This window comes from Clostridium sp. TF06-15AC, assembly GCF_003481165.1.
In the GTDB taxonomy this organism is placed as follows: domain Bacteria; phylum Bacillota; class Clostridia; order Lachnospirales; family Lachnospiraceae; genus Otoolea; species Otoolea fessa.
The window spans coordinates 1-11,993 of the sequence record NZ_QUKS01000004.1 but is presented as its reverse complement, the minus strand read 5'-3'; the positions used below and the strand labels follow the sequence as shown (position 1 = coordinate 11,993).

Genomic DNA, 11,993 nt, shown 5'->3' with positions numbered 1-11,993 from the left:
ATCGATCAGATGGCAGAAAAAGGGAAGGGAGGGATTTTATGGATCAGATGGCGAAAGGGCTGCTCTTCGGAGCAGCCGTACTGAGCCAGGCGGCTGCGGGATGTTTCCCCGCTGCCGCGGCATCCATCGATCGGGTCAGGATTCGGCTGGCAGCAGAAGAGCTGGATGAAATGGGAATGCCTGTTTTGGAGGCGGAAAGCCGGGACAGGGCATATAGCGTCACTGGTGTGGAACGAATCTCCGGTGAGTTGGCAAGCGGACCGGCGATGGATGGGGCAGAGGTGGGAAAAAAAGAAAATGAACAATATAAAGGGAGCATACAAGCCGACTCTGAAAATATAGGTACCAAAGAAGTTTCTTTAGAAGAACGAAAGATAGAAGAAATCCATGCAGAAGAACCTGCTCCGGAAATTCTATACGAAATAGAACTGGAATCCGACGCAGATGATCCGTTTTCCGTCCTTCGCCAGGAGGACATCTGGTTTTCAGGGCTTGGCGCGGTATGCAGCAAGGCAGTTCGGAAAGATAATGGCACTACGTTGCTTTTGACGATCGAATTACAGGATGCCGGAGAGATAATAGGAACGGTGGATGCAGCAGGCTGGGCGGAAAGAGGAATTGGCAGGTGGAAGAAAGCGCCGGGGGCTTCGGCATATTTGGTGATGCTTTACCGGGATGCGAAGCGTGTCGGACATCCGCATCGGACGAGTGCTGAACAGTACGATTTTGTACCGTTGATGCAGACTGCGGGTGTATATCATTTTAAAGTGATTCCTCTGACAAAGCAGGGAAAGCGTGGTCAGGCAGCAGAATCGGCATGGAGGAAAGTGACGGAGGCAGAGGCAGCTCAAAACCGGGAAGAATGGGGAGGGAAAAAGCCGGGATGGCAGCCAGAAGGGGAAATTCCATCGTATATTTTAAAAGATGGTGCATACCCGCAGATGGATTCTCTTTTGATTGGGGAAAAGTATGAGCAGTTTAATGAAAAGGGGGAAAACGTGTCGCGAACCGTAATATTTTGAGGATTTTCGTATAATTTATAAAAATCAGTTGAAAAAGCAGAAGAAATGTGATAGCATACCTCACATAAGTTCGTTCCTGTTTACTGAACCGTCCTGACGAGTGATCGAAGGTCAGTCAGGCAGGGACACTCTGGAGAGTCTCCAAGAAGGAGCGCCGAAGGTGTAAGACGGATGCACGTCCATGGTATTCGTTGATCTCTCAGGCAAAAGGACAGGGCATACAACCAATCACAATGGAACCAGGGGATGAGTTCTATTGTATGCATATGTTCTACTCTTTGGAGAGCTGATTTGTATCAGCTCTTATTTTATTACTCGATCCCGGATTTATAAAAGAGCCGGAATCGTAACGAAAACATAGAGGAGGATAAAAAATGGACACGATTTTGACACTGGTAAACAAAGGCAATGATTTTCTGTGGAGTTTTCTTCTGCTGATTCTGCTGTGTGGAACGGGCATCTATTACACGATTCGTCTCAAATTCATCCAGGTAAGAAAATTTGGCGAGGGCTGCAAGCATGTGTTTGGACATTTCAGCCTGAACGGAGAAAAACATGAAAAAGGGGAAATGAGCCCGTTTCAGTCGATCATGACGGCGATCGCAGCACAGGTTGGTACTGGTAACCTGGCAGGTGCGGCGACAGCGCTGTTTGGCGGCGGTCCGGGTGCAATCTTCTGGATGTGGCTGAGCGCGTTCTTCGGAATGGCGACCATCTACTCCGAGGCGGTTCTGGCACAGACCTACAAGACAGAGGTAAATGGTGAGGTGACAGGCGGACCTGTCTACTACATCAAGGCGGCATTTAAAGGTAATTTTGGAAAGGTATTATCCACTCTGTTTGCTATCTTTATTGTTTTAGCACTTGGGTTTATGGGCAATATGGTACAGTCCAACTCGATCGGTGCTGCGTTTACAGAGGTATTTCAGGTATATGGAATCAATATTCCGCCGATCACGGTCGGTCTTGTGCTGGCAGTACTGGCAGGATTCATTTTCATTGGTGGAACCAAACGTCTGGCAGCTGTGGTAGAGAAGGTTGTGCCAGTTATGGCAGGCGTTTACATTGTAGGAAGCCTGATTCTGATTGGTCTTCATATCAATCACGTGCCGACGGCATTTATGATGATCATCAAGGGCGCATTTGATCCGAAAGCGGTAATGGGCGCTGGTGCTGGTATCACCGTCCGCGAAGCAATCCGTTTTGGTGTAGCGAGAGGACTTTTCTCCAATGAGGCAGGTATGGGTTCCACACCGCATGCTCACGCACGTGCGAAAGCAGAAAGCCCGCATCATCAGGGGCTTTGTGCGATGATCAGTGTCTTTATTGATACATTTGTTATTTTAAATCTGACCGTATTTGCAGTCCTGACAACGGATGCGATGAGCTCCGGCAAGGATGGTACAGCGCTGACGCAGGCGGCATTCATGCAGAGTTTTGGAAACTTTGGTTCTATTTTTATTGCGATCTGCCTGCTGTTCTTCGCATTTTCGACGATTCTGGGATGGCATTTCTTTGGCCTGACGAATGCGAAATATCTGTTCGGCGAGGGCGCGGCAAAGGTTTATTCCTTCATCGTTGTGATTTGTATTGTCATTGGTTCTATGTTAAAGGTAAATTTAGTATGGGCTTTGGCAGATTTCTTCAACGCGCTGATGGTTATTCCGAACGTTTTGGCATTACTTGCATTGAGTCATGTGGTTGTGGCGGCTGACCGGAAAGCGGAAGCGATCACGAAAAATGTGACACAGGCATATCAGGTTGCAGAAGAAAAGTAAGAGCAAATAAAAAGAAGATAAAAGGTAACTGTTCAGTAGGTCTGCGCGTAACTGTGAAGGTACTGAACAGTTACGATAGAAGTGAATTGTAAGCGTAAAAAGCGAGCATTAAACAATCATTCAAAAAAGACCTGCTTATGTAGTGAAATACATAGGCGGGTCTTTTTTAGCCATAGGAAACGTCATCCTATGACAAAAAACGCTTCGCGGGATGCGCACTCGCGCGAAGAAAAAATATGTCGCAAGCGACCGCGCGAGACGCCCGAATGTGCCAAGGCACATTCTTTATTCTGAAAATGAAAACAAATAAAAAACCAAAAGTCCCTAAACAGCTGCCATTACCTTCCGCTCTCTGCAAAAACAAGGAGTCTCCCTCGTTGCTGTCTGCTTTTCAAGCATTTCATCAGTCAATTTACGGACAGACTGCAAAATTCTCAGATGTGTCTCCAGAGGGAGTGCATCAACGGTCAGTTCAGCTTTTTTCGTGCATCCATCCACACCGCCTGCTGCCACAACCCGGCGGAGCAATTCTGTCTCGGTGCGGTCAGACGGGAGAAGATTTCGTCCTAATTTCAGGGAGAGCAGGGAGGCAATGCCCCAGCCCCACCAGTTGGAAACACCGCTTGCCAGCGTCAGGTCTGCTGCTTCTGCGGTGCAGATAAGTTCGCCATGTGGAACTCCTGAGAGAATTTCACGGCGGAAAGTACCCATTCCCATCTCGTTGCCGCCATCTCCGATGGAAATGACCGTGGCACCAGCTTCTCTGGCAGCAGACAGGAAAAGAGCCGAATCCGTGATCATGTCGTCGAGTTGTTCACCGCGCATGCTGTGATAATGTCCGTTTTCAGCTTTGCCTGGGCGCTCCAGGCTGATCAGATGGGTCGGTTTTGCATCACGGATAAAGGTGCGGATAAAGTTATCCGTATTCTGTTCCGGCAGACGGATCAAGGTTGCCTGCGGAGCGCGGAAGCGGAGAGCCGCTTCCAGATGCGGATAAGAAGACCAGTCGGTTACGACTGACACGCCGCAGCCAGCTGCCGTCAGCGCTGCTGCGAGGTTGGCAGTTCCGGAAGGTCCATCCGTCTCGCCGGTAATAGAACCGTCTGGCATTCGAACCGGGAAACCGGTCAGAAGAACGGCTCTTTTCGCATGGGCGAGAGAAGCAGACACAGCCGCAAGTGGGGAAGCAGGCAGAGATGCTAAAAGTCCGCGACCGCCAAAATCCTGTTTCATAATTGAATCTAAAGTTTCATAAAAAGTCATGGTATCAATCCTCCAGGTATATACTGCATTGTGCAGAAATTGACAGGGGATTTTCTATCTGGATGATTCGAGCGCTTATTTACTGGATAATTTCCAAATCAAAAAAGATTGGCAGCAATCCGGTATGGTAGCTGTATCGGAATCATGTGCAATAAAAAAAGACCCACGTATCCTGTAAGATTCATGGCTCTTATTTACGAAGGGAGCATCCGGGCAGGAGTCCCGATAAATAAAAGAATCTATTTTATTATAATTGTATTGTAAATGAAAAATATCAGACTGTCAATTCCAAATTCATTTTACGGCTGACAGAAAGTGAAATTTGGAATATAATAAAAAAATGGGGTAACTGTTCAGTAGGTCAGCGCATTTACTGCGCTGACCGTACGAAAATATGGGTCAGCAGGCAAAAATCCCATTGCCGTAGGCAATTTTTAATGGATTTTTGCTTGTGGCTGTGAAGGTACTGAACAGCTACAAAATAGGCATATAAACAAGCTCAGAAATAAAAGCAGACAAGAAAATGGATAGAGAGAATGAAACGAGAATCAAATGAGATAAAAAAAGAAAATGATCGCGCCGCATCGTTCAAGCGCTTCTGCGAGGTAGTCCGCCATCTCCGTGCCGAGGACGGCTGTCCGTGGGATCGGGCGCAGACGCATACATCGCTGAAACCGTACTGCATTGAAGAAGCGGCAGAGGTGATTGGCGGTATCAATATCTGGGAGGCGACCGGCGATGCGGAGAACCTGAAAGAAGAACTGGGGGATTTAATGCTGCAGATTCTTCTTCACGCGCAGATCGCGGAGGAAGAAGGACTGTTTACGATACGGGAGGTCATGGATGGCGCCAGTGAAAAAATGATCCGCCGCCATCCGCACGTGTTTGGTAAGTCGATGCTGTCCGAACAGGGAGAACCGGTCACGGATTGGGATGCAATCAAGAAGCAGGAAAAAGCCGGAAAAGAGTGGATGGAAGCGTATCTTCCGGGAGCGCTGGAAGAGGCGGAGAAACTGCTCGAGCGGGCAGAGGAGCGGAAAGGCATCAAAAAATAATGTTTGAGGTGCCTTCAATCTGAAATAAATAGAAAAATCTATATATAATAAAAAGGCATTCGGTCAAAATGGAATGCCTTTTTTGAATCCTTGTAAACTTGTAAAGCGCGAAGTGATGGGATTTTCAAACGATGCCAATATGAATGATAAGATTTCCCGTTCATTTATAAATGCTAATTCGTACTTTTCGGCAAAGACTGACTTTCTTTTACCAGATCTTCTAAAGTAATATTATAGAAGAAATTGTGTACAACCTGATCAAAGCGTTTCCACATCGGCAGGGTCACGCAGCTTGTCTGACGTTCGCACGGCGGCGCATCCGGTGCAAGGCAGGCAACGGAAGAGAGAGAGCCTTCGGTCAGTTCCAGAATCTCTCCGGCGGTATATTCATTCATCGGACGGGTCAGACGGTAACCGCCGCCTTTGCCGCGCTGTCCTTCCAGTAATTTATTTTTGACCAGAACCTTCAAGATGATTTCCAGATACTTTTCAGAAATCTGCTGACGGGTGGCAATTTCATTCAGTGGTATATATCCAGCAGAATTTTGTTCCGCCAGATCGATCATAACGCGCAGGGCGTATCTTCCTTTTGTTGATATCATTCGGTAACCTCCTTACTATTAACCAATTATAACGCAAGGTAATAGGACTTTCAAGGAGAAAAGCGTGGAAAACAAAGAAAAAAAGTTTTTTCCTAATACCTATTGACAAAGTTGGTTTATAAGAGTATCATTAAGCCATCGAGTTCGGAAAGAACATGAAAATGAAAAGGAGGCAGATACAATGGCAAGACAGAATATTTTATGGAACGGAAATCTGATGTGTTGTTGTCGAATGTGTAATTCCCGGGCATTTTATATGGTCAGGTAAATTTGCATATCTGCCGTTCAAGAGAATGACAACGATTTAAGATGCAAGCCATTTGCCCGGGAGCTTAAAGAAGATTAAGCGGTCCGGCTTTTTATTTACCCAAAAAGCCAAATATACATTTGCATAAGCAAATATAATATTGCGGAAAAAGCAATTATTTTATAGAAAGCTTGAAAATAAATGGAAAAACGCTTGCTCAAATAAAAAAATGAATATAAAATAAAAACGAATTTACATACTAGGAAATAAACTTCCAGAAAAAGAAAGAGAGGTATTTTGAGATGGGAAACTATAGATTTGAGACTCTTCAGTTACACGTAGGTCAGGAGCAGCCGGATCCGGCAACCGATTCTAGAGCCGTTCCGATTTATCAGACCACTTCTTATGTATTTAAAAATTCCGCCCATGCGGCAGCACGTTTTGGTCTGGCAGATGCCGGTAACATTTACGGACGTCTGACCAACTCCACACAGGATGTATTTGAGAAGAGAATCGCAGCACTGGAGGGCGGCGTTGCAGCACTGGCAACCGCATCCGGCGCAGCTGCTATTACATATACAATCGAGGCACTGGCAGCAGACGGCGGTCACATCGTAGCACAGAAGACCATCTACGGCGGCAGCTATAACCTTTTAGAGCATACACTTTCCCATTTCGGCGTATCTACAACTTTCGTAGATGCTCATAATCTGGAAGCGGTAGAAGGTGCAATTCAGGAAAATACCCGTGCTATCTATCTGGAGACTCTCGGAAATCCGAATAGTGATATTCCGGACATCGACGCGATTGCTGAAATTGCACACAAACACGGACTTCCGTTAGTCATTGACAATACATTTGGCACACCGTACCTGATTCGCCCGATCGAGCATGGCGCAGATATTGTCGTACATTCCGCTACCAAGTTCATCGGCGGACACGGAACCACTCTGGGCGGCATTATCGTAGATTCCGGTAAATTTGACTGGAAAGCAAGCGGCAAATATCCGGCAATCGCAGATCCGAATCCGAGCTATCACGGCGTATCTTTCGTAGAGGCAGCAGGTCCGGCAGCATTCGTCACCTACATCCGCGCTATCCTTCTGCGTGATATGGGCGCTACGATTTCCCCGTTCAACGCATTCCTGCTTCTTCAGGGAACTGAGACACTGTCTCTGCGTATCGACCGTCATGTAGAAAATACCAAGAAGGTTGTTGAGTACCTGTCAAAACATCCGTTAGTAGAGCACGTTAATCATCCGTCTCTGCCGAATCATCCGGATCATGCACTGTATGAGAAATATTTCCCGAACGGCGGCGCTTCTATATTCACCTTTGAGATCAAGGGCGGACAGGCAGAAGCCCATAAGTTCATCGACAACCTGCAGCTCTTCTCCCTGTTAGCAAACGTAGCAGATGTAAAGAGCCTGGTTATCCATCCAGCAACAACAACCCACTCCCAGCTGACTGACGAGGAGCTGGCAGATCAGGGCATTAAGCAGAACACCATCCGTCTGTCCATTGGTACCGAGCATATCGACGATATCATCGAGGATCTGGAGCGTGGATTTGCAGCTCTGAAATAAGTAAGAGTGTGTCGGGCTGAGAATCCGAGGCATATACATAATAAATGGTAAATTGATAAAATGCGGTGTCATCTGCCAACTCTTCTTTAAGCAGGGAAGAACGGCAGATAACGCTGCATTTTTACTATTCCATTTTGGAAGAAAACGGCGTAGAAAAATTCATGCCAAACTGCCCTTTACAGGGTAAAATGCTGAATTGTTGGGATTTAAGGGGGAAACGGGGAGGCGAGTCTTGACAATAAGGGCGGATAAGTGGTAATTTATCAGATAGAAGGATACAGAGCTGTACATTTGTGATATAGGGGGGCTCTGGATTCCACCATAAAATTTAAGAATGAGGTGCGAAAAATGCAGGAGATGAAACCGATTAAAGAAGGAAAAGTCCGTGAAATCTATGACAATGGAGACAGTCTGATTATGGTTGCAACGGATCGTATCAGTTGCTTTGATGTTATCTTACATAATGAAGTGACAAACAAAGGCAAGGTACTGACACAGATGTCTAAGTTCTGGTTTGACCTTACGAAAGATATTATCCCGAATCACATGATTTCTGTAGATGTAAAAGATATGCCGGAATTCTTCCAGCAGGAGAAATTCGAAGGAAAGAGCATGATGTGCCGTAAGCTTGAGATGCTTCCGATTGAGTGCATCGTCCGCGGTTATATCACAGGAAGCGGTTGGGCAAGTTACCAGAAGACCGGAAAAGTTTGTGGGATTGAATTGCCGGAAGGCTTAAAAGAGTCTGACAAATTGCCAGAGCCGATCTACACACCGTCCACTAAGGCAGAGATTGGCGATCATGATGAAAACATCTCCTACGAGCAGAGCGTAGATCATCTGGAAAAATACTTCCCGGGCAAGGGAAAAGAGTATGCAGATAAGCTGCGTGAATACACGATTGCACTTTACAAAAAATGTGCGGAGTACGCACTGGAAAAAGGTATTATCATTGCAGATACCAAGTTTGAGTTTGGTCTGGATGAGAATGGCAACATCGTTCTTGGTGACGAGATGCTGACTCCGGACAGCTCCCGTTTTTGGCCGGCACAGGGCTACGAGGCAGGACATTCTCAGCCGTCTTTCGACAAGCAGTTTGCACGTGATTGGCTGACCGCTCATCCGGGCAATGACTGGACACTCCCGCAGGAGATTGTGGACAAGACCATTGAAAAATATCTTCAGAGCTATGAGATGCTGACCGGCGAAAAGCTGGCATAAGCGGATCGCTCGATGCAGCCGGTCAGGTAGCGGAAGAAAATGCATTGAATAAAAGAAAAAAAGCTGCTGTGAAAAGGATGAAATTCTTGTTTCGCGGCAGCTTTTATATATAGAAAATAGAAAACAAATGTATCGATAGTTCGCGCTCAGCAGCAGGGGGACTGTTTACAGATGGGTGCTTTTGAAAGGGGAAATGAAAGATGCGCGATTTTATGGATTTGTTTAGCTTAAAGGGGAAGAAAGCGATCGTCACGGGTGGAACCAGAGGGCTCGGCTATGGCATGGCAGAGGGACTGTGCAGAGCGGGGGCGGAGGTTGCCATTTTGGGAACAAGTGAGAAGGTGCGGGAGAGCGCAGATGCGCTTGCACGGATAACCGGGGCGGTGGTTCACGGAATAGTGGGAGATCTGGTAAGAGAAGAGGAGGTTCCGGATATCTATAATCATCTGGTGGAAAGCCTTGACGGTCAGGCGGATATATTGGTAAACTGTGCGGGAGTTCAGCACCGGTGCGTGGCAGAAGATTTTCCGATGGAAGAGTGGAATCGGGTTCTGCGAGTAAATTTAGGTGCTATGTTCCAGATGTCTCAGCTGGCGGCGCGGGATATGCTGCAGCGTGGATACGGCAGAATTATTAATGTGGCATCGATGACATCCTTTTTCGGAAGTGTGATGATACCGGCATACGCGGCAAGTAAGGGTGGCGTGGCGCAGCTCACGAAAGCCTGCTCTAATGAATGGTCGTCGCGTGGTGTGACCGTCAATGCGATCGCACCTGGTTATATGGAGACAAAGCTCACATCGGATATGAAAGCCAAAAATCCGGGTCAGTATGAAGAGGTAACGGCGCGGATCCCGATGCACCGCTGGGGGAAGGCGGAGGATCTGGCAGGAATTACCGTGTTTTTAGCGAGTGACGCGGCAGAATATATAACGGGAGCGGTAATCCCGGTGGATGGCGGCTACCTGGCGAAGTAAACGAGAGAAAAGGAAAGAAATATGAATCTATTTGATATAGTAGGTCCGGTGATGGTCGGACCGTCCAGTTCCCACACAGCGGGCGCGGTTCGGATTGGATTTGTGGCGCAGAAGCTTCTTGGGGAACCGGTTAAGCGGGCACGGATTGGTCTGTACGGCTCATTTCTGGCAACGGGAACCGGACACGGAACACAGAAAGCACTGATTGCGGGACTTTTAGGGATGGCGCCGGATGACATGCGGATTCCGGACAGCTTCCACCTGGCAGAGGAGAAGGGGATTGAGTTTTCCTTTGATGAAGCCAATTTAAAAGAGGCGCATCCAAATTCGGCGGAACTGGAGCTTGAGGGCATTTCCGGGCGCAGTCTGACGGTAGTAGGTGAATCACTGGGCGGTTCCCGGATCAATATTGCGAAGGTCGATGGGATTGAAGCCAATTTTTCCGGCAGTTATCCAACCTTGGTTGTCCACAATGACGATCAGCCGGGACATGTGGCGGATGTGACGGCGATGCTGGCGCACAAATCGATCAACATTGCGACGATGCAGCTCTACCGTGCGGCGCGCGGCGGCATGGCAGTGATGGTTATTGAGTGTGATCAAGAGATTCCGGAAGAAGGGCTTGTGTGGCTGCGCCGCCAGGAGGGCATCAGGAAGGTAACGTATTTAAGTCTTCGATAGGAAGGGTTCATATAAGAAAAGGAATGGAACGGGAAAATGGAAATGTTATATCATTCAGTGAATGATCTAATCCGCTTAGCGAACGAATATCAGATTCCGCTTTGGAAGGTGGTTCTTCTGGCGGATGTGCAGGAACGCCAGGTGACGGTGGAAGAATCGTTTGAAACAATGCGGCAGATGTATCAGGCGATGCGCCAGGCAGATCAGGAATACGACGGCTCGATCGTCTCGGCAAGTGGAATGGCGGGCGGCGACGGAGAAAAACTGCACGCATACAATGCCTCCGGTCGCAGCCTGGCGGGCGGATACATGGGGCTTGTGATGGAAAAAGCGGTGAAAATGGGAGAGTCCAACGCCTGTATGAAACGAATCGTGGCGGCTCCGACGGCGGGCGCATGCGGGGTGATTCCGGCGGTATTTTTGTCGTATGAGGAATATTGTAAGGAAACGGAGAACCGGATGGTCGAGGCGCTCTTTGTCAGTGCAGGAATCGGTGCGGTTATTGCAGAAAATGCGAGCATCGCCGGTGCATCGGGTGGATGCCAGGCGGAGATTGGTTCAGCAAGTGCGATGGCAGCAGGGGGGCTGGCATATCTGCAGGGCGGCGATGCGGAGTGTATCGCGAATGCAGCGGCATTTGCCCTCAAAAATATGTTGGGACTAACCTGTGATCCGGTCTGTGGTCTGGTTGAAGTTCCGTGTATCAAGCGGAATTCCGCCGGCGCCGTCAATGCGGCGGTCAGTGCGCAGATGGCAATGGCGGGAATCAAGAGTGCAATCCCGGCAGACGAGGTCATCGATTCCATGCGTCGGATCGGCAATGCGCTTCCGGCTGCTTTACGCGAGACGAGTGAAGGCGGTCTGGCAGTGACCGAGAGTGCCAGAAAGATAGCGGGACGGATGGGAAAGAAGGAACACATTGCTAAGAAAACCCGGGAAAGCAATAAAAATCAATAGAACCAGACAGCACGCGATTGCAGAACCTGTCAGAACTGTTCCGGCTGCTGATGAGAAGATAAAATTGTAGAAGAAAGAACAGCAATATAGAAATAGCTCTGTTTAAATGATGCCAGAATATTCTTAAAAATCACAAAAAAACATATAAAATAGCAAATTTAGAAAAATACTTGACTTTCTGGGAATGCTCTGGTATCATAACATACGTCCTCGAGACAAGGACAAAAACAAAACACGAAACGAAAGAAATGATTTGAAGATTCTTGATGAACTCAGAAAAATTTCGAAAAAACGTGGATTTGTAAAAAAATAAAAAAGTGTTGACAAAAGCAAAAACTTTTGATAAACTATAAAAGTTGCTGCTGAGGCAACACAAAGAACCTTGAAAACTGAACAGTATGTAAAACCCTGAAAATTCTAAGAACAAAGGCTTTTGGTTAAGCCTTGAAGTTCAAGAGAACATTCAGAACATTCGCGATAAAAACGAGTCCATGACTGCTTGCAGGCATGAGCGAGTTGAACGCGATGAGCAAAATGCAAATTTTGCGAAGAACCAAAACAACAGTAATAACGGTTAAAATTAGCCAAGCGAATTTTGACTGGA

11 protein-coding genes and 1 riboswitch are annotated in these 11,993 nt (G+C 47.4%); of the genes, 8 read left to right on the top strand and 3 right to left on the bottom strand.

Going from position 1 to position 11,993, the window contains the following annotated elements; translation table 11 throughout:
• Positions 1-38: 38 nt before the first annotated feature.
• Together DXC57_RS09095 and DXC57_RS09090 are read left to right on the top strand one after the other, a co-directional pair.
• Positions 39-1,022, top strand: a complete 984-nt coding sequence (locus DXC57_RS09095; protein ID WP_118652229.1) for a hypothetical protein — start codon at positions 39-41, stop codon at positions 1,020-1,022.
• Positions 1,023-1,142: 120 nt separating this feature from the next.
• Positions 1,143-1,247: riboswitch (glycine riboswitch) on the top strand.
• Between the two features lie 149 nt (positions 1,248-1,396).
• Positions 1,397-2,800: a sodium:alanine symporter family protein gene (locus DXC57_RS09090; protein WP_118652226.1), complete on the top strand. Its 1,404-nt coding sequence runs from the start codon at positions 1,397-1,399 to the stop codon at positions 2,798-2,800.
• A gap of 324 nt (positions 2,801-3,124) precedes the next feature.
• On the opposite strand, the gene DXC57_RS09085 is transcribed toward DXC57_RS09090, so the two are convergent.
• On the bottom strand, positions 3,125-4,063 hold the full coding sequence (locus DXC57_RS09085) for a DUF4392 domain-containing protein (RefSeq protein ID WP_118494235.1): 939 nt from the start codon (positions 4,061-4,063) through the stop codon (positions 3,125-3,127).
• 536 nt (positions 4,064-4,599) lie between these two features.
• Between DXC57_RS09085 and DXC57_RS09080 the strand changes: the two genes are divergently transcribed.
• A complete protein-coding gene (locus DXC57_RS09080; protein WP_118652223.1) occupies positions 4,600-5,118 on the top strand; it encodes a MazG nucleotide pyrophosphohydrolase domain-containing protein in 519 nt (172 codons plus the stop codon).
• 173 nt (positions 5,119-5,291) lie between these two features.
• Here DXC57_RS09080 and DXC57_RS09075 read toward each other — a convergent pair whose 3' ends face one another.
• Entirely contained in the window at positions 5,292-5,720 is a 429-nt protein-coding gene (locus DXC57_RS09075; RefSeq protein WP_118293863.1) for an Rrf2 family transcriptional regulator, read from the bottom strand.
• 549 nt (positions 5,721-6,269) lie between these two features.
• Between DXC57_RS09075 and DXC57_RS09070 the strand changes: the two genes are divergently transcribed.
• The 5 genes from DXC57_RS09070 to sdaAA all read left to right on the top strand — a co-directional run bounded on the left by DXC57_RS09070 (position 6,270) and on the right by sdaAA (position 11,389).
• The gene (locus tag DXC57_RS09070; RefSeq protein WP_107000465.1) at positions 6,270-7,553 is read left to right on the top strand and encodes an O-acetylhomoserine aminocarboxypropyltransferase/cysteine synthase family protein; all 1,284 of its coding nucleotides are present in this window, start codon (positions 6,270-6,272) and stop codon (positions 7,551-7,553) included.
• Between the two features lie 348 nt (positions 7,554-7,901).
• Positions 7,902-8,774 carry a phosphoribosylaminoimidazolesuccinocarboxamide synthase gene (locus tag DXC57_RS09065; protein WP_022359439.1) on the top strand — a complete coding sequence of 291 codons (873 nt, stop codon included), beginning with the start codon at positions 7,902-7,904 and terminating at the stop codon, positions 8,772-8,774.
• Positions 8,775-8,974: 200 nt separating this feature from the next.
• The gene (locus DXC57_RS09060; RefSeq protein ID WP_118293862.1) at positions 8,975-9,751 is read left to right on the top strand and encodes an SDR family oxidoreductase; all 777 of its coding nucleotides are present in this window, start codon (positions 8,975-8,977) and stop codon (positions 9,749-9,751) included.
• 21 nt (positions 9,752-9,772) lie between these two features.
• Positions 9,773-10,432, top strand: a complete 660-nt coding sequence (gene sdaAB / locus DXC57_RS09055) for an L-serine ammonia-lyase, iron-sulfur-dependent subunit beta (RefSeq protein WP_118293861.1) — start codon at positions 9,773-9,775, stop codon at positions 10,430-10,432.
• A 42-nt stretch (positions 10,433-10,474) separates the two neighbouring features.
• Complete coding sequence (sdaAA, locus tag DXC57_RS09050; protein ID WP_118293868.1) at positions 10,475-11,389, top strand: L-serine ammonia-lyase, iron-sulfur-dependent, subunit alpha; 915 nt, start codon at positions 10,475-10,477, stop codon at positions 11,387-11,389.
• 417 nt (positions 11,390-11,806) lie between these two features.
• On the opposite strand, the gene DXC57_RS15595 is transcribed toward sdaAA, so the two are convergent.
• Positions 11,807-11,993: hypothetical protein (locus DXC57_RS15595; RefSeq protein WP_207662806.1), on the bottom strand; the 187-nt coding region annotated here is incomplete at its 5' end.